This is a genomic window from Paraburkholderia sp. BL27I4N3, from assembly GCF_003386115.1.
Lineage (GTDB): Bacteria > Pseudomonadota > Gammaproteobacteria > Burkholderiales > Burkholderiaceae > Paraburkholderia.
Genome location: NZ_QREJ01000001.1, coordinates 5764545 through 5783673 on the forward strand (window position 1 = coordinate 5764545; position 19129 = coordinate 5783673).

General features: G+C 61.6%; 10 protein-coding genes and 3 pseudogenes. 6 read left to right on the forward strand and 7 right to left on the reverse strand.

Annotated elements, in window-relative coordinates:
• Positions 1-26 precede the first annotated feature (26 nt).
• The 3 genes from B0G71_RS26255 (at position 27) to B0G71_RS26265 (ending at position 3619) form a co-directional block, all read left to right on the forward strand.
• The gene (locus B0G71_RS26255; protein WP_116145375.1) at positions 27-1100 is read left to right on the forward strand and encodes a fatty acid desaturase; all 1074 of its coding nucleotides are present in this window, start codon (positions 27-29) and stop codon (positions 1098-1100) included.
• Positions 1054-1809: an integrase arm-type DNA-binding domain-containing protein gene (locus B0G71_RS26260; protein ID WP_116145377.1), complete on the forward strand. Its 756-nt coding sequence runs from the start codon at positions 1054-1056 to the stop codon at positions 1807-1809. Before B0G71_RS26255 ends, B0G71_RS26260 begins: the two co-directional genes overlap by 47 nt.
• A gap of 628 nt (positions 1810-2437) precedes the next feature.
• A complete protein-coding gene (locus tag B0G71_RS26265; protein ID WP_116145379.1) occupies positions 2438-3619 on the forward strand; it encodes a porin in 1182 nt (393 codons plus the stop codon).
• Positions 3620-3819: 200 nt separating this feature from the next.
• Here B0G71_RS26265 and B0G71_RS26270 read toward each other — a convergent pair whose 3' ends face one another.
• Positions 3820-4815: a LysR family transcriptional regulator gene (locus B0G71_RS26270; RefSeq protein WP_116145381.1), complete on the reverse strand. Its 996-nt coding sequence runs from the start codon at positions 4813-4815 to the stop codon at positions 3820-3822.
• Positions 4816-5220: 405 nt separating this feature from the next.
• On the opposite strand from B0G71_RS26270, the gene hfq reads away from it, so the two are divergent.
• Together hfq and B0G71_RS26280 are read left to right on the forward strand one after the other, a co-directional pair.
• Positions 5221-5502 carry an RNA chaperone Hfq gene (gene hfq / locus B0G71_RS26275; protein ID WP_116148899.1) on the forward strand — a complete coding sequence of 94 codons (282 nt, stop codon included), beginning with the start codon at positions 5221-5223 and terminating at the stop codon, positions 5500-5502.
• Between the two features lie 1097 nt (positions 5503-6599).
• Positions 6600-7769, forward strand: a pseudogene (locus tag B0G71_RS26280) (SulP family inorganic anion transporter); the annotation flags it as partial.
• Between the two features lie 135 nt (positions 7770-7904).
• Here the strand turns inward: B0G71_RS26280 and B0G71_RS26285 are convergent.
• A complete protein-coding gene (locus B0G71_RS26285; protein WP_116140668.1) occupies positions 7905-8882 on the reverse strand; it encodes an IS5 family transposase in 978 nt (325 codons plus the stop codon).
• Positions 8883-8958: 76 nt separating this feature from the next.
• On the opposite strand from B0G71_RS26285, the pseudogene B0G71_RS26290 reads away from it, so the two are divergent.
• A pseudogene (locus B0G71_RS26290) lies at positions 8959-9555 on the forward strand (STAS domain-containing protein); the annotation flags it as partial.
• A gap of 64 nt (positions 9556-9619) precedes the next feature.
• Here the strand turns inward: B0G71_RS26290 and B0G71_RS26295 are convergent.
• The 5 genes and pseudogenes from B0G71_RS26295 to ptsP form a co-directional block, all read right to left on the reverse strand.
• Positions 9620-9910: pseudogene (locus B0G71_RS26295) on the reverse strand (hypothetical protein); the annotation flags it as partial.
• 176 nt (positions 9911-10086) lie between these two features.
• On the reverse strand, positions 10087-12177 hold the full coding sequence (locus tag B0G71_RS26300) for a glycogen-debranching protein (RefSeq protein WP_116145383.1): 2091 nt from the start codon (positions 12175-12177) through the stop codon (positions 10087-10089).
• A complete protein-coding gene (locus B0G71_RS26305; protein ID WP_116145385.1) occupies positions 12164-14662 on the reverse strand; it encodes a glycogen/starch/alpha-glucan phosphorylase in 2499 nt (832 codons plus the stop codon). The genes B0G71_RS26300 and B0G71_RS26305 overlap by 14 nt, the downstream gene beginning before the upstream one ends.
• Positions 14663-14680: 18 nt before the next feature.
• A complete protein-coding gene (gene ptsG, locus B0G71_RS26310; RefSeq protein ID WP_116145387.1) occupies positions 14681-16510 on the reverse strand; it encodes a PTS glucose transporter subunit IIBC in 1830 nt (609 codons plus the stop codon).
• 22 nt (positions 16511-16532) lie between these two features.
• Entirely contained in the window at positions 16533-19085 is a 2553-nt protein-coding gene (gene ptsP, locus B0G71_RS26315) for a phosphoenolpyruvate--protein phosphotransferase (RefSeq protein ID WP_116145389.1), read from the reverse strand.
• Positions 19086-19129: the final 44 nt, after the last annotated feature.

The following is a 19129-nucleotide window of genomic DNA, read 5'->3' on the forward strand; positions in this document are numbered from 1 at the left end:
AACCTGCATTCCGACCGATCCTGTTCATGGCGATTTATCTCGACGACACGCAACGCAACACCGTCGCCCGTCTGGCGACAAGTTGGACATGGCGCACGCAATGGCCGACCTGGGCACTGATCATCACGATCTATGGGGGATGGTTCGGCGTGGCGACACATGCGCGCGAGCTCGGACTGCCGCTCACGACGCTTCTGCTCGCCGTGCTCGGCACGTGGTACATGTCGTTGCAACACGAACTGCTGCATGGGCACCCTACGCGTTCGCCGTTCGTCAATGCCCTGCTCGGTTTCGCGCCACTTGCCGTGTGGTTTCCGTATGGCATCTATCGCGATTCACATCTTCGGCATCACGACGATCCGCATCTGACGCATTCCGAACGCGACCCTGAAAGCTATTTCGTCAGCGCGCTCGTTTGGCGACACACCGGTTGGTCCATTCGCGCGTTGCTGACTTTCCGCAATACGTTTGTCGGCCGTCTGCTGGTCGGGCCGGCGTTCTCCATTGCGGCGACCGGCGTGGACGCGCTGCGCAAGATCAAATGCGGCGATTGGCGCGATATTCCACTGTGGCTCGCGCACTTCGCCGCCGTTGCTGCGCTCGCAGCGTGGCTGCAACATGCGTGCGGGATCCCGGCGTGGGTCTTTTTTGTGGGCGCGGGCTATGGAGCGCTGTCGTTGAGCTCGATCCGTTCGTTTCAGGAACATCGCGAGGCGCAAGCGCATGAGCATCGCAGCGTTATTAACGAAGCGGCGTGGTTCTGGCGTCTTCTGTTTCTGAACAATAACTATCATCTGGTGCATCACGACTTGCCTCACATTCCCTGGTACGCACTGCGGGGAGTGTATGAAACGTCCCGCCAGCAGTACCTGGAGCGCTCGGGAGGCTTTCTGGTAAAGGGTTACAGCGAATGGATCAAGCGCTATTTTTTGGCCGTGGTTGCCCATCCGGTAACCGCCGGCGGATCCGACGCAAGCCGAAGAAATCCGGGTGCTTCCGGCAGTTTTGCGGGTAATTTGCGGCTCATGGTAGGTATCCGTCAAGGAGAACTCCATGAGGCTCACCTACCCACTCCTGCAAAACGCCAAACGGCGGAGTAAGCCCTATAAAATCCGCGACCGAGACTCTATGTATTTGCGTGTCTCGGTCCCCGGCTCGAAAGTCTGGAAATTTGACTATCGGTTGGATGGCAAGGACTGCAGTTACACTCCAGGCCGATTTCCTGATGTTTCAATAGCCGACGCTCGCGAACTCCGCAACGCTGCGGCCAAGCTGGTGGCTTCTGGCATCCACCCGAAGGCGCACGAGAAGCAACTTCAACAGCAGACTGTCGCACATCAGAAGAACACGCTTTGGTCGGTATGCGGGAAATGGCTGAATGACAACCGTGCCAACTGGACAGCGTACTACCATGGGCAAGCTACCCGTTTCCTTACACGCTACGTAAAGGGTTCGTCACTCGGCGAAACGCCGGTGCGTGATATCACGGTGGCACACGTTTATGACCTGATGCAATCGATTGCGAAGCGCAAAGCGCTTGCGCAAGATGAACGCAAGGCCGAGGGTGCTCCTCATATCGCAATACGTCTGCGCCAACACCTCGACGCAATATTCAGGCGAGCGATTATCAGCGGGCGGGTCGACGCAAATCCTGTTGCGGCGCTTAAACCATCCGACGTAGTAACACTTCCGCCTACGCGCCACAATCGGGCATTGGAAGCTGATGAGCTCAAGCACGTGATGGAGGCACTTTCTGTCACGGGAACTCAGCGCACACGTCTAGCGGTGCACTTACTGTTGCTTACGTGAGTGCGTACTATCCGGGTGCGAGGTACGACATGGAGGGAGATCGATCTTGAATCAGCGATATGGGCCATCCCGGCGGAGCGCATGAAGATGGAGCGTCCGCACGTCGTGCCACTCAGCTCACAGTCAATTGAGATTTTTAAAAAAAGTTCGAGAAAATACTCGACCTACGAACGCTGACAACTACCTCTTCCCGAACGTCAGAAATAACTCCCGGTCCATGGCGGCGACGACAATCAATGCAGCCTTGGTTCGCGCTGGATTTAATCACGAACGCCTTCTTCGGGCACACGGCACATGAGGTACGTGAACTGAACAGACCGTGAGCCGACGTTGGAAGCAAGGATTCCTGACGAATCTGCCCCCCCGATTCTCGCGCTTCGTTCTACGCCTTTCCATGCGTCGCGCCAGCCGACCGTCTAGTACAAGGTGACGCGCATGAATTTAAGCGGTCGCCACAGAAACCGCGGAAACAGAGCAATCCAAATTGATCCGTCGGCGATTCTTTTCCTCGGACAAATATGCGTCAGTGTCAGAAATTCACGACAGGTTACTTTTTTTGCTTCGGTAACCGAACGATGCGGAGTTACCCTCATGTTCGCAACAACAATCATCCTGCCGGGAGAAACGCATGAAACGAATCGCATTGTCGACCTTCTCGCTTGCGCTGCTCGGCGCAACAGGCGCAGCGCATGCACAGAGCAGTGTGACGCTGTATGGCTTGATCGATGAATCAATCCAGTACGTATACCACGCGGACTCGGCGAACAATCATCTGTTTCAAACGTACGCCGGCAACCTGCAGGGCAGCCGCTGGGGCATGAAGGGCACCGAAGACCTGGGCGGTGGCCTGAAGGCTATCTTCCAGTTGGAAAACGGTTTCGACGTGAACACTGGCGGATTGAACCAGGGCGGTCGCCTGTTCGGCCGCCAGGCGTACGTCGGCCTGACGCAGGACCTGTACGGTACCTTCACGTTGGGTCGCCAGTACGACCCGCTTGTCGATATGGTCCAGCCGCTGACGGCTGATAACTACTTCGGCAGCACGTTCACGACGCCGGGCGACGTCGACAACAATGACAACAGCTCCCGTACCAACAGCGCAGTCAAGTACGTATCGCCTGTGTGGAGCGGCTTCCAGTTCGAAGGCATGTATGCATTCGGCGGCGTTGCGGGCTCAACGGGCGCAGGCCAGACGTGGTCGGGTGCGGCGACGTACGCCTTTGGTCCGTTGAGCTTTGCAGCCGGTTACATCCGCATGGAGAACGCTAACTCGGCGGCCGGCCGTGCGAGCACGAGCAATTCGTTGTCGCACTGGGGGTCCAGCGCAACGTCCGACGGTACGTTCGACTCAGCCATCAACGGCGGATACTCATCGGCCAAGTCGATCGACATCACATCGGCAGCAGCCCAGTACGTCACGGGTCCGTTCACTTTCAATATCCGTTATAGCTTCGCGCAGTACAAGCCAGACGGCTTCTCGCTCTTCCAGAATCAGGAGAAATTTCACGTCGCCGGCGGCTACGCGGGTTACCAGCTCACGCCTGCCATGCTGATCGGTCTGGGCTACATCTACACGCACGGCGCTGGCGACACGTCGGCTACGTATCACCAGGGTTCGCTGGGTGCGGACTACCTCCTGTCGAAGCGTACCGACCTGTACCTGATTGGCGCTTACCAGCACGCAAACGGCACGCAACGAGCGGCCGACGGAAGCCACGTCACAGCGGATGCTTCGGTTGGCTCATACGGATTAACGGCAGGATCCAGCTCGCAAGCGATTATCAGCCTGGGTATCCGTCACAAGTTCTAGGAGAAATGCATTGGATGCGGCCAGTGACGTCTGGCCGCGGCACGCGAAGCCGGCCCCAGGACGCGAGCCCGCAGGTTGGCTTTTCTGCTGTCATCTTGTCGACTTCGCAAGAGGACGCGTCGCCGTGGACGGTCACCACTTTCTCGGATTAAGAGCTCTATCCACTCTCTGTCCCTCCGACTCCAAAAGTAGCTTTCATATCAGGCATCCTGGTTTCCTCTTTTTTGTACGTCGTGTGCGGACATTGCTTCATCGCCAGAGGCCGGCGCCAGGTGAGGCGTGAACGCCGCCTCGTCCCGTACGAGACGCTGGGGCAATGTTTCCTTGAGAAATTCGACCCATGTACTTACTTTCTTGTCGTGAGAGCGCGGCGAAGAAAGAAGCACGTAGGCATTGCGCGCCTGCATCCTGTACCTGGGCAAGACGTGCATCATGGTTCCAGCCTGTAATTTTTGCATCCCCGCCCGCAGCGGCAATGGGCCTATACCAAGACCAGCCTCAATTGCATCAGCGAGTACATCGCTCAGGTCGCTATGAAGAATCGGGTCGCCGACCGAACACGTTTCGTGGCCAAATGGCCCCTCGAACTGCCATTGCCCGGATGACACGTCGCCAGCGTGATCAAAGCACCGATGTTGTTTGAGGTCGCAAGGTGTCTTTGGCACGCCGTATCGCGCCAGATAGACGGGTGCAGCACATAGGATCGAAGAAACTGCCCCAAGTCGCTCGGAGACTATGCCAGGGCCGGGCGGTTCCGACGAGCAAAGCAGTACGACGTCGTAGTCGCCGGGCAGCCCGTCCTGCATCTGCGGCAACAGTGTCACGCTCGCCGAAACCTGAGGGAATCGCTCCAGGTAGCTCGAAAGTAGCCCTGATAGGTGATATCGGTCAAAACTCGCGGATACGCCGATCCTAAGTGTTCCGGCCGGTTCAGCGCCCACTTCCGATGCCTCCGCCTCCGCCTGTGCCAACTGATTCAGTATCACGTCGCAGTGCGAAAGATATCGCTCCCCTGCCTGAGTCAATGCCACGCGCCGGGTCGTCCTCTGCAACAGACGTACCTGCAGGTGCGTCTCAAGATCTGCGATAGCACGCGAAACCTGAGAAGTAACGAGGTTGAGTTCTTGCGCTGCCGCCGTAAAGCTGCCAACTGATGCAACTCGGGAAAAGGCACGTATGGCTTGCAGCATATCCATGAGTCGCCTTCAATCTGTTAAGGCGTTTCAGTTCGTCAATTGTGAGAAACCAACCCGACACGCCAGCGGCACATGCCGGCCCTTTTTTTGGGCAATTCGGATGTGCCCCACTAAGTACTTTAGTCGAAAGAGCGCGCGGTTTTCGCGTGGCTCGTTGATAGAATAACAATCTTATTCTCGTTGCCTCGCAATACTTGTGTCCTGCCCTGGTTGGCGCGTTCGAGCAGTATCCGCTTAGGGCAGAGCGATAATGCTACCTTCGCCATGACCGGAGAAATGCACCCGGTCCGTGTTCGCGCCATGCGATCAGCGCCGCCGGGTGAGACTAACGCACTTATCTGGACTGGCTCGGTGGCTTCAGGTGTCGCCGGTACGACCGAAGCATCTATCGCATGGACTTCGAACATGACTACACGCCCGGACGTACAGGACGATTTTTTGCACATGCTTATAAAGAACAAGGCCGCCGTGAACGTGTTCCTTGTGAACGGCATAAGACTGAGCGGTCAACTGGCCGCCTTTGACAGATTTTCAATTCTGCTAGTGTCTGGCTCAGGTTCGCAACTTGTTTTTAAACATGCCATATCGACCGTACTGCCCGTCAATGGCATGGGCCAAGTACGTAAGCCCAACGAGGCGCCGTTAGCTGGTAACACGACGGACCAATTACGGCGCCGTGTCCGATGAGAACTGCCATGACACGTTGCCGCTACGCCAGTCCTCTCATTCTCACTGACGCTCCGTTCTCATCTTGATTGCCGCGCGGCATGAAGAACCGCGCACCGGCCGACGGGTCAAAGAACAGTTTTCATAGGGCTCCGAGACGCCGATTTCTGGCCCGAGCCCCAAGCGGTTGGCGCCTATGTTGCCCAGCCGGGAAGGGAGATACTGACCGGTCGGAGCCGACATTTTCACACTGATGCTGGCCGAGGTAACTTGCTCGCGTCAGGTGGACTCCTCGCGCGTAAGCTGGACTACCGTTGAAGTTCCACGCGAAGCGCGGTTTCAGAGCGCCAATGCCGGCGCGATGCACCTGGGTTGGCGCGCCACTGACGACACCGCTTAGATTGGCGGTTTCTACAGGGCGTATCACGGGCCACCGAATACCGCCTCGCCGTACTGGTGCCGATGCCCCATCACCCTCCTCCGTCAAATTCAGGCCGCAGATCATGCCGACTGTCACGTGCTCGGCTTGCTCCCGCATACCGGGGCGCCAGTCGCACGGGAGGAGGTGTCCGAATTGGCTGCGCCATCACTGACGACCCCATGCGCGTATGCCCGAGCATCGTCGATGTCGACACGCGACAGGCAGCATAAAACCGCGTAAACTTACTTTCACCAACATGACTGGAAGCCCACCATGGTCACCACGAAAACTGTCCGACGGGCATTTTCGGGCCTGACTTCAGCGTTCAAGCCCAAAGCCAACGCTCGCATTACGCGCACACTCAAAAATGCCCAGCGACACGCCGACGATGCGTGGAAGGGGACAATGCACGGCGTGCACGACCCCTCCCGTCACAAGGGGTATGGGCGATGATTGGCGGATGACATGGGCGTCTTGCGGCATCGCTTGCACCGCAATGCCGCGCGTCTTCGATTACGCCGACCCCGAAGTTTCCCGCTCGCTTTTGCGCTCCCGTTACTGTTGCGCCAGATGGCGTGAGCCCGCGTGCAACGTTGTGTGCCTTTGCGTCATCCGGGTCCTTGCGGCGATACCCTATCCCCGGCCTGACGGCAGTTTTTGAGCGGTGCAACCGCGAGTGGGTTTTTGTCCACGAACCATGTCATCCGATCAACCTCTTCAACCACGGCAGCGCGCCGACAGCATCCCCAAAAGGTGGCTGCGCTATGTGCCCGGCGTCGCGATGCTCAAGGGCTATCACGCCACGTGGCTCAGGAACGACATCACCGCGGGCCTTGTGCTGACCACGATGCTCGTTCCGGTCGGCGTCGCTTATGCTGAGGCGTCGGGCGTGCCCGGCGTGTGCGGCCTGTATGCGACCATTGTCCCGCTGCTCGCCTATGCAATCTTCGGCCCAAGCCGCATTCTCGTGCTTGGCCCCGACTCCGCGCTCGCCGCACCAGTGCTCGCTGTCGTCGTGCTGAGCGCGTCGGGGGAGCCGTCGCGCGCGATCGCCGTGGCGAGCATGATGGCGCTCATCTCAGGACTTGTGTGCGTCGTCTTCGGCGTGTTGAAGCTCGGTTTCGTGACTGAGCTGCTGTCCACGCCGATTCGATACGGCTACATGAACGGCATCGCGCTGACGGTACTGATCAGCCAGTTGCCGAAGCTGTTTGCGATATCGTTCGAAGATCACGGGCCGCTGCGGGATCTGCTCAATCTCATCAAAGCTGTCGGCGCCGGGCAGGCGAACTGGTATAGCTTTTCGGTCGGCGCGGGCAGTCTCGCGCTCATTCTGCTGCTCAAGCGCTTTGACAAGGTGCCGGGCATCCTGATCGCCGTCGTGCTCGCGACGCTGTGCGTGAGCGTGTTCCAGCTCGATCGCATGGGCGTGAAAGTACTAGGCACCATTCCGCAGGGATTGCCCACGTTCGCGCTGCCCGTTGTAAGCGACGTCGATTTCGGGCGCATCCTACTGGGCGGTTGCGCGGTCGCGCTGATTTCCTTCGCCGACACGAGTGTGCTGTCGCGCACGTTTGCCGCGCGCTCCAACATGCGAGTCGATCCGAATCAGGAAATGATTGGACTGGGGGTCGCCAATCTCGCAACCGGGCTCTTCCAGGGCTTTCCGATCAGCAGCAGTTCATCGCGCACGCCGGTTGCGGAAGCTGCAGGCGCCCGGACGCAGGTGACGGGCATCGTCGGCGCGCTCGCGGTCGCGGCCGTTCTGCTCGCGGGACCAAATCTGCTGCGCCATCTTCCGAGTAGCGCACTCGCCGCAGTCGTGATCGCCGCGGCGATCGGCCTCTTCGAGTTCAGCGAGCTTAAGGCTACACTGAACAAGCCGCGAAATTGGCGACGCGTTAGCAATTTGAACGTCGTCAAGTCATGAGGCCGAGCTTGCGCCGTTGCTTTGCGGCCCTCGCGGGCCTTGTGGGCGGGCACTTTGCCCGCCTTTGGCCCACTATGGGCGTACCGATGCCGTCAGTTGCCTGCGCGACAGGTAGACGTTGGCCAGCGCGAGCGCGACGAACGCCCGGTTGGCGTTCTTTGCCAACCCGCGATAGCGCACCTTCGTAAATCCCCATAGTCGCTTCACGACCGCAAAGACATGCTCGACCCGGGCCCGGATCTTCGACTTGTTGCGATTCCTGCCGCGCTGCACCTCGTCGACTTCTCCGCCCGCACGACGCGTCCGCTGATTGGTGAAGTCGCGTGCCTTCGGCGCCTTGCCGTGAATCAGGTCTTTCTGGCTCGCATAGGCGCTGTCGCCGTAGACGCGCTGCTCCTGGCCGTGCAGCAATTGCGGCAGCGGGTGCTTGTCATGCACGTTGGCCGGAGTGAGCACTGCGCTGTGCGCCAGCCCGCTTTGGCTATCGACACCAATGTGCAGCTTCATGCCGAAGTACCACTGCTTACCCTTGCGGGTCTGATGCATCTCGGGGTCGCGCGCCTTCTGTTCATTCTTTGTCGAGCTCGGCGCACCGATGATCGTGGCGTCCACGATGGTGCCGCTCCTGAGCTTCATGCCGCTGGCCTGAAGTACCCGGCCCACTTCGGCGAAGAGCTGCTCACCCAGTTGGTGGGTCTCCAGCAGGCGCCGGAATTTGAGCAGCGTCGTCGCGTCCGGCACGGCTTCGCAGCCCAGATCAATACCCACAAAGCGACGCAGGCTAGCACTGTCGTACAGTGCCTCTTCGCAGGCGAAGTCGGCCAGATTGAACCAGTGCTGGATGAAGTGAATCCGCAACATGCGCTCCAGACCAATTGGCGGGCGGCCATTGCCGCGTTTCGGATAGTGCGGCTCGATCACCGCGCACAACTGCGCCCATGGCACGATCGCATTCATCGTGTCGAGAAACTCGTCGCGCCGCGTGCGTTTGCGGTGCGTCTCAAAACCCGCACCTTGATCGGCTGCCATCGCCAGCGTCTGCTGCTTCATCCTGGTTCGCCTTCCTCATTCAATCCGATCTCTATAACGCTTGACGTACCGGATCGGTGGACTTAATCAGCGTTGCCTTAAGCGCATCTATCGCATTCAGCAATGGGAGTTCTGGCTGTCGATTTGCTGCTTCGCCGGCGTCGCGGTGTTCGGCGCGATTCCCGGCATCTGCATTGCGGTGGTCATCGCTATCATCGAATTTCTATGGGACGGATGGCGTCCCCATTACGCGGTACTCGGCCGCGTCGACGGACTGCGCGGCTATCATGACATGAAGCGTTACCCGCACGCGACACAGATTCCGGGACTGCTGCTCTTTCGCTGGGATGCGCCGCTCTTCTTCGCGAACGCAGAATTGTTCCAGGAGCGCGTGATCGAGGCGGCGCAGCAGGCCACTACGCCCGTCAAACGAGTCGTCGTGACTGCCGAGCCGGTGACGAGCGTGGACGTCACCTCGGCCGACATGCTGCGCGAGCTCCACCGCACGTTACGGGACCGCGGCATCGAGCTGCATTTCGCCGAGATGAAAGACCCCGTCCGTGACAAGCTCAGGCGCCTGGAGCTGTCGCCGATCTTTCCCGATGCGTGCTTTCATCCGACCATAGGCAGCGCGGTCGATGCGTACCTTGATGCCGCAGGTGCAGGCCAGACGCCTGCGTCTGACCATCGTTGAGCGCGTCGAGAGCGAAAATCAATCGTCATCGCAGCGCGGGTTGCCCCCCTGTCGCGCTGCCACATTAACTGTTGGCGACGCAATAGCGGAGAGGACAGACGCCTGCCCAGAAAACGGACGGAATTTGGGCGGCGTCAGTGAAACAATGCCGGGCGGCGAAGCGTGTGGCGAGCTGGTTGCGACAGAGTGAGGCGCACAGCAGGTGCCGCTTGAGCGCGAAGTGCTGACGGATCGGACCGAAGCTCGACCAGAAAACCTGCGTGCGTTCAGGATCACGGAAGCCGCGCGTGCGTCGCTCACGTTCGCGCGCCGGCTGATAACTGTTTTCAGCGCGGCTATTGATTCGCGCGCTGGCGGCTGAGTAGGCCACATGAGGCGCTTGCCACCGTCGGGCAGATCGTACGTCTCCTTCGGCGGACCGAGCTTCGCGATAACCACCTGTTCATTCATCCCCATTTGCACACGCTGCTCCGGTTGTGCGCAAGCGCCGAGCACGAGCGCAACGGCGCACACGCCATGCGTCGCGTACATTCATCGTGATTCAAGCACCACGACACTGCGCGCCTCTACACGGCAGGTAACGCGCTCGACGCGGGCTGTTTCAACAGTCGAGACAATGTCCGCCGGTGGTTCTGCGGCCGTATCGACCATCCGCCGCCACTTCGCGTCGTCGAGGGCGGGAAGCTCTGCATCGCGCGCATCCGCGTTCATGTTGAGGACGATGTGCAACATGGGTTCGCCCGGCGCATGTCCCGCAAGCGTGAACGCCACCAGCCGGGCGCCCGGGTCGCCCCATGCGGGAACGCCGAGCCGTTCGCCATGCCAGGCGACATCGGGATGCGTTTGCCCATGCCCGGCGCGGCCCGTGAGGAACCGCCGACGGCGCAGGCTCGCGTGACGCCTGCGAAGCCCGATCATCTCGCGCACGAAACGCAGCATGTCGAGCGCGCCATCGGAGAAGTGCCAGTCCATCCACGATAGCGCGTTGTCCTGACAGTACGCATTGTTGTTGCCGCGCTGGCTACGCAGGATTTCGTCGCCGGCGAGCAGCATCGGCACGCCCTGGCTTAGCAACAGGATCGCCATGAAGTTGCGCGCCTGCCGCAAACGCAGGCCGGCGGTAGACGGATCGTCCGTGTCGCCCTCGGCGCCGCAGTTCCACGACAGGTTCTCGTTGCTGCCATCGCGGTTGTCGTCGCCGTTCGCCTCGTTGCGCTTCGCGTCGTAGCTGACGAGATCGCGCAACGTGAAGCCGTCGTGGCAGGTCACGAAGTTGATGCTGTTTGCGGGCAGTCTGCCGTCCGCTTCATAGAGATCCGCGCTTCCCGCGAGGCACGTGCACATCAGGCCGATCAGTCCCGGATCGCCCCGCACGAAACGGCGGATCACATCGCGGTAGCGGCCGTTCCATTCGGCCCACGCCATGCCCGGAAACGCACCGACGTGATACAGGCCCGCCGCGTCCCACGCCTCGGCGATCAGCGGCACGCGCCCGAGCACTGGCGACGCTTCCATCGCCCACGGCAACGGTGGCGTACGCAGCAGCGCGCCGCCTTCGCCGCGCGTGAAGACGCTCGCCAGATCAAAGCGAAAGCCGTCCACCCCGAGTTCCTCCACCCAGTACTCGAGGCAGTGGAGGATGAACGCCGACACCAGCGGATGATTGCAGTTGACCGTATTGCCACAGCCGGTGTAGTCGAGATAACGCCCACCGTCCGCCGGATCGACGTGATAGAAGACTTCGTTGGCGAGCACCTTGAAATTGATCACCGGACCGCTCAGTCCCGCTTCCGCGGTGTGATTGAACACCACGTCAAGCAGCACGCAAATGCCGGCCGCGTGCATCGCGTCGATCAGCGCGCGAAATTCCTGCGGTGCTCGCTCAGGCTCGACGCAATAGCGCGGATGCGGACTGTAGAAGCTGTGGGTACTATAGCCCCAGTAATTGACGAGCCCTTTGGCGGCGGCCGATGCCGGCACGTCCTGCTCATCGAAGGCCATCACAGGAAGCAGTTCGACGTGCGTGATGCCCAGCTCCTTCAGATAAGGGATCTTCTCGATCAGCCCCGCGAACGTGCCCGGATGTCGTACGCCGCTCGATGGATCGCGTGTGAAGCCGCCGACATGCAATTCGTAGATAACCGCGTCGTCGAGCGTGCGCACGGCCACCTCTTCGCGTTTGTCCAGCGGTTCGGTGACGATGGCTCTATAGGACGTATGCCCGGGCTCGTGCCCATCGGCTGCGGGCTCGCGCCGCCACTGGCGGTCGCTGACCGCGCGCGCGGCGGGGTCGAGCAACTCGCGACGGCCCAGTGCCTCGTCGTCGAGTTGCGGCACGCCATGACGGCCGTAGGCGCGCCACGTGTAGCAACACGGCACAGGAAGCGCTTCGACCAGCACATGCCAGAAATAGAACGTGCGGTTCCTTTCGGGCGTGAGTCCGATGATCTGAAACGGCTCGATGCTATCCGTGGAAGCGTAAAGCAGTAGTTCGAGGTGAGTCGCATGCCGGCAAAAAATGCAGAAGTTGACCCCCTCCGGCACGACCGACGCACCGAGCGGAAATCGCGAACCGGGCCGCGCCTCGTAGCCGCGCGTAATGTCGGTGTTACGGCTGACCAAGGTCGATCCTCACCGCATGCGCATTCCAGATGCGCTCGCAATACTCGCTGATCGCGCGATCCGACGAGAACTTACCCGAGCGTGCCGTGTTCATGATCGACATTCGCGTCCAGCTGCTCGAGTCGCGCCACGCGTCGCTGACGCGTTGCTGACACGCGACGTAATCCGCGAAATCGGCCAGCACGAGGAATGGGTCCGCGTGCAGCAGATTGTCGACGAGCGGCCTGAACACGTCCGCATCGCCGCGCGAGAAGCGCCCTTGTGCGATCTGCGCGAGCGCTTCGCGCAAGTCGTCGTTGGATTGCAGGTAGTCGGACGGGCGATAGCCGTCGCGCTTGGCCTCTTCGACTTGCTGCGCGGTCAAGCCGAACAGGAAGAAATTGTCGGCGCCCGCTTCTTCGCGGATCTCCACGTTCGCGCCGTCGAGCGTGCCGATCGTCACCGCGCCGTTCATCATGAACTTCATATTGCCCGTGCCCGACGCTTCCTTGCCCGCTGTCGAAATCTGTTCGGACAAGTCCGCGGCGGGATAGACCCAATGTCCGTTCTTGACGTTGAAGTCCGGATAGAAGACCACTTTCAGCCGGCCGTCGATTAGCGGATCATGATTGACGACTTCCGCGATGCCGGTGACAAGGCGGATCATCAGCTTAGCCATCGCGTAGCCCGGCGCGGCCTTGCCGCCGAAGATGAAGCAGCGCGGCGCAATGTCGAGCGCGGGATTGCGGCATAGCTGGTGATACAGACTGATGATGTACAGCGCGTTCAGATGCTGGCGTTTGTATTCGTGAATGCGCTTGACCTGAATGTCGAACAGCGCGGTCGGATCGACGTCGATGCCCGTTGCGCTCGCGATCCGCGCCGCGAGCGCGGCCTTGTTGTCGCGCCGGATCGCGCGCCACACTTCATGAAAGCCGGCATCATCGGCGTGTGCAGCAAGTGCGTCGAGCTGCGTGAGATCGGTGCTCCATTCGTGGCCGATCGTTTGATCGAGAAGACGCGTGAGACCAGGGTTGCTCAACATCAGGAAGCGGCGCGGCGTCACGCCGTTCGTGACGTTGAGAAAGCGCTGCGGATATATCTCGGCGAAATCGCGAAGCACGGTTTGGCGTAGAAGATCCGAATGCAACGCGGCCACGCCGTTGACCGCATGACTGCCAACCGTGGCCAGATGCGCCATGCGCACTTTCTTGTCGCCGCGTTCGTCGATCAGCGACATACGCGTCACGCGCGCGTCGTCGCCGGGAAAAATGCGCCGCACGTCGTCAAGAAAACGTCGATTGATTTCGTAGATGATTTCGAGCGGGCGCGGCAACAGGCTCTGAAAGAGCGGCAGACCCCAGGTTTCGAGCGCCTCGGGCAACAGCGTGTGATTGGTGTACGCGAAGGTGCGCTGCGTGATGTCCCACGCGGTATCCCACGAAAGCCCGCGCACGTCCAGCAGCAGACGCATCAACTCGGCCACCGCGATCGACGGATGCGTATCGTTGAGTTGCGCGGCGAACAAGTCCGCGAAATGGTCGATCGAAGTGCCCTTCAGTTCCATCAGCCTCAGCATGTCCTGCAGCGAACACGAAACGAAGAAGTACTGCTGCGCGAGACGCAGGCGCTTGCCCGCTTCCGGCTCGTCGTTCGGATAGAGCACCTTCGACAAGGTTTCCGACACGACTTTTTCCTGCACCGCCTCGTAGTATTGGCCGGCGTTGAAGTCCTGAAAGTCGAACGACTCCACCGCTTCGCTCTTCCACAGCCGCAGGACATTGCAGGTATCGACACGATAGCCCTGCACTGGCAGATCGCAGGCGACGCCCTTCACTTGCCGCGCCGGTATCCAGCTCACGCGCAGGCGGCCTTCGTCGTCAGTCTGCTGCTGTGTGTATCCGCCGAAGCCTACGTAGTGGCTCACATCCGGCCGCACGATTTCCCATGGGTCGCCGTTCTGCAGCCATTTGTCGGTCACCTCAACCTGCCAGCCGTCGCGAATCTCCTGATCAAAGATGCCGAACTCGTAGTGGATGCCGTAACCGATTGCCGGTATTTCGAGTGTCGACAGCGAATCCATGTAGCACGCGGCAAGGCGTCCAAGTCCGCCGTTGCCGAGTCCCGGCTCTTCCTCGATCGCGAGCAGCACGTCGAGATCCTGGCCGAGCGCGTGCATGGCTTCGCGCGCTTCGTCTTGCATGCCGAGATTGAGCAGATTATTGCCGAGTTGCGGTCCGATCAGGAACTCCGCCGACAGATAGCAGGCCACCTTGACGTCCTTCGCCGCATAGACTTTCGTCGATGCAGCCCAGCACGCGAGCATGCGATCACGCACGCTGAAGGCGAGCGCCATGTACCAGTCGTGCGGGCCCGCAATGTCCGGGTAGCGCCCCGCGCGGCAAATCAGATTCCTCACCACGTCGTGCTGGAATGCGTAGCCGCTCACATCGAGCGACGCGGCTTTCACGTTCGAAGCCGCATCCGCTACGGAAACATCGTTCATGATCGCTTCCCTCGCATGTCATGCCGGAGTTGGATGGCCTGTCGGTGTCCAGTGCAGCGCGTTCGCGAGATTCTCGGCGCCGAGTCCGACCAGCAGGTCGATCGCGCCGTTCTTCAACGCTTGCGTGGCAGGCACACCCGCAGCCTTGAGCGCCGCCGCGTCGATCCGCGAGATGTCGGACAGCTCGACGCGTAAGCGCGTGGCCGCTAGCGCTTCGAGCTTGATGATATTGGCCGCCCCGCCGAGTGCCGCGCGAATCCTCTCCGCACGCGCGATTTCCTGCGCCGAGCTTTGCGCTGAACCCGCCAGCACCGCAGCAGCCGTAGCGCCCGCGTTAGCCATTGGTTCGTCCGGTGTGACGGGCGTGCCGGCCGGGGCCAGGTCGGCGTCGCTGCCTGCCGTCTTCAGATACTCCTGCATGTCGGTTTTCAGGTTCTCCGACAGCGGCCCGAAGATCGCCTGCACGCCATTGCCGACGCGCATCACGCCCGCTGCACCGAGTGCTTTCAGCTTTGCTTCGTTGACGCGCGCGGGGTCTTTCACGGATACGCGCAGACGCGTAATGCACGCGTCGAGACTGGTGATGTTCGAGCGTCCGCCGAACGCAAGCACCAGTTCGCGCGGACGCCCGCCTGTGCCGCTCGTGGCGGGCGGCGCCGTTTCGACCGTGTCGTCCTCACGGCCGGGCGTCTTCAGGTTGAAGCGCGTGATGAAGAAGCGGAACACGCCGTAATAGATCACCGCGTAAATTGGGCCGAGAACGAAAACGTACCAGGCGTGGGTGCCCTTATTACCGACCAGGTTAAACATCAGGAAATCGATCCCGCCTTGCGAGAACGTAAAGCCCATGCGCATGCCCAGCGTGTTCGCGACGAACTGCGCCGACGCCGCGAGGCACGCGTGGATGAAGTAAAGGAGCGGCGCGACGAACAGAAACGCGAATTCGATCGGCTCGGTGATGCCGGTGAGAAACGACGTCAGCGCGGCCGAAATCATCATGCCGCCGACGGCCACTTTCTTCTCCGGGTTCGCGCAGTGCCAGATCGCGATCGCCGCCGCGGGCAGACCGAACATCTTGAACAGGAATGCGCCCGCGAGGATGCCCGCGCTCGGATCGCCCGCAAAGAAACGGGTGATGTCGCCGTGCACCGTCTTGCCGGTCGTCGGATCGAGGTAGCTACCCATTTCGAAGAAGAACGGTACGTTCCAGATGTGATGCAGGCCGAACGGAATCAGCAGACGCTCGACGAAACCGTAAACAGTTGCTGCGGTGCGCGGGTCGGACACCGCCGCCCAGTGCGAGAATGCCTTGATGCCGCTGCCGATCGGCGGCCATATGAAGGACAGGATGCCGCCGAGCACGATTGCGCCGATCGCCGTGACGATCGGCACGAAGCGCTTGCCCGCGAAGAAGCCGAGATACGACGGCAATGTGATCCGATAGTAGCGGTTGAACATCCACGCCGCGAGGCCACCGGCCAGGATGCCGCCGAACACGCCGGTCTGGATCGACGGGATGCCCATGATCATGTCGGGCTCGATGCCTTCGACCTTCGCGATGACGCCGAGCGTCGCCGTCATCACCAGATAGCCGATCGTCGCGGCAATGCCCGAGACGCCATCGTTCTCGGTGAAGCCGAGCGCGACACCGATCGCGAAGATCAGTGGCAGGTTCGCGAAGATCACGTCGCCCGAGTTCTTCATCAGCGCGAGCACGACCGCCGGCACGTAACCGTGAAAGTCGGTTGCGCCGAGACCGAGCAGCAGGCCGGCCACTGGCAGTACCGCGACCGGCAGCATCAGCGACTTGCCGACCTTCTGCAAGACTCCGAACGCATGCGAAAACATGGCAGGTCTCCTCTTGATCCGCTCAGTCGGAAAAACGGGAAAGTTGCGCGCGGACTTCCGCGGCGGTGCCCAGACGCAGCACGTCGGCGGCGAGCTTGCTGGCCTCGGCCATCGTCAGCCGCGCAAGCTGGGCCTTGACCGAACCGATAGCGGGAATGCTGACCGACAGCTCGTCGATGCCGAGGCCCGCGAGCACGGGCACGGCCATCGCGTCCGACGCGATGCCGCCGCAAATGCCGACCCATTTGCCGTGCCGATGCGCGCCCTCGACCGTCATGCCGATCAGACGTAGTACCGCAGGGTGAAGCGCATCGGCCTGCTTTGCGAGTTGAGGATGACCACGGTCCATCGCGAGCGTGTATTGCGTCAGGTCGTTCGTGCCGATCGAGAAGAAGTCGACTTCGCGCGCGAGCGGCTCGGCGATCAGCGCGGCAGCAGGCACTTCGATCATCACGCCGACCTTGACGCTCGCCGCGTGGTCGCCGGCTTCTTCGAGCAGGATTTTGCGCGCGGCCTTCACTTCCTCGACCGTCGCGATCATCGGGAACATCACGTGCAGATTGCCAAGTGGCGCCGCGCGCAGGATCGCGCGCAATTGCGTGCGGAAAATGTCGGGACGTGCCAGGCTCACCCGCACGCCGCGCAAACCGAGGAACGGATTGTCTTCCTTCGGTAGGGGCAGATACGACAGCGGTTTGTCGCCGCCGACGTCGAGCGTGCGGACCACAAGCGGACGTTCGCGGCCGAGCGCCTCGGCTACCGCACAGTATTCGGCGGCCTGCTCGTCTTCGGATGGCGCGGTGTCGCGCGCATCGAACAGGAACTCGGAGCGCAACAGGCCCACGCCTTCGGCGCCGGCCGCCACCGCGTCGCGCGCCTCCTGCGCATTGCGGATGTTCGCGACGACTTCGATGCGGTGGCCGTCGGCCGTCATTGCGAGCTTGCTCGCCGCGAGCTTTTCGGCTTCGCGTTTGGCGGCCTGGCGCCCGATGCGTTCGTGCGCCTGCGCCAGTTCGTCGGCGCTCGGGTGGCGCCGCAAGCGGCCGCGCGAACCGTCGAGCACGACGGGGGTGCCGTCGGCGACTTGCAGCGCGCGGGCGTCGATACCGCAAATCGCGGGAATGCCGAGCGAACGCGCGAGGATCGCAACATGACTCGTCGCCCCGCCGGTCGTCGTGCAGAAGCCGAGCACCTTGCTGCGATCGAGCGACGTGGTGTCAGACGGAGACAGTTCTTCGGCAACCAGAATCGAGTCCTGCGGCACGTCGATTTGCGCCTGCCTGACGCCCGCGAGCAACGCGAGCACCCGCCGGCCGACGTCGCGGACATCGCCCGCACGTTCGCGCAGCAGCGGGTTGTCGAGCTTCGCGAGGGTGCTCGCCTGCCTCTGGAAAGCCTCGCGCCACGCAAAGCCCGCGCTCTTGCCTTCGCTGATGCTGGCGATCGCCATATCGCTCAGGTCGGGGTCGTCCAGCAGTTCGAGATGCGCAGCCAGAATCTGCGCCTTCGACGCATCGGCGAGCGTCGCTTTCAGCGCTTCGATCTGCTGACGCGCCTGGTGCCGCGCCGCTTCGAGTTTCGCGCGCTCGCGTTGCGGCGATTCGCCCGCTTCGTTCACGTCGATCACTTGCTGGCGGAACTGCACCACGTTGCCGACGGCGACTCCCGGCGAAGCGCAGACCCCGGTGAACTCGTTAGGGTCGGCCTCGGCGACTGCGGCGCGGGTGGCGATTGGCTCGGCGCTTGAAACCGGAGGTGCTGGAGTTGCGGCAGACGCCGGTGCGTCGCCGGGCTTTTCGCCAGAACCGTCGGCGAGCAGTCGCGCAAGCACGCTCGCTGCTTCCGCTGCGTCGGGCCCGCGGGCCTCGACGCGCAGCTTGTCTCCGAGCGTGGTGGCGAGCCCCATGATCGCGACGACCGACTTCGCGTTGACGCTGTCGCTGCCGCGCAGCAGGCGGATCTCGGACGTAAACTTCTTCGCTTCCACAGCGACGACGGCGGCGGGCCGCGCATGCAGGCCCGCCGGATTGGGCAGCGTGATTTCGCCAGAGAGGATTGCGCGGGCCGCCCCCGCCGTCTCCTTGTCCGCGATGCTGCCGGCCAGCTCGACATACAGGGCCGTGTCGGTGCCCGCGTTGACGAGGCCTTTAGCGGGCACATAGCGGGTGACGAGTTCGCCGTTGGCGATCACCATCTGCGTGAGCAAGCTGCTTGCCTTCGCACCGACCACCACCGGGTCGAAGCGGATCAGCGGCGTGCCGACCGCGACGGTGTCGCCTTCCTTGACGAGCGGCATGAAGCCCTCGCCGCGCAATAGCACAGTGTCGAGCCCGATGTGCAACAGGACTTGCAGCCCGTTGTCGCCGGTGATCGTCAGCGCATGGCTCGCGCTATGCAGTTGCGTGATTTTGCCGGAAAGCGGCGCCAGCAACTCATCCGACGTCGGATCGATCGACACGCCGTCGCCGACCATCTTCTGCGCGAAGACCGGATCGGGCACGCTATCCAACGGCACCAGCACGCCCGAAAGTGGCGCGCTCAACGCGATGCGCAGGGGACCCTCAGGAGCTTTCATTGCGACAACTCCTAATGTTTTTTACGCTCGCCAGAAAGAGTTTG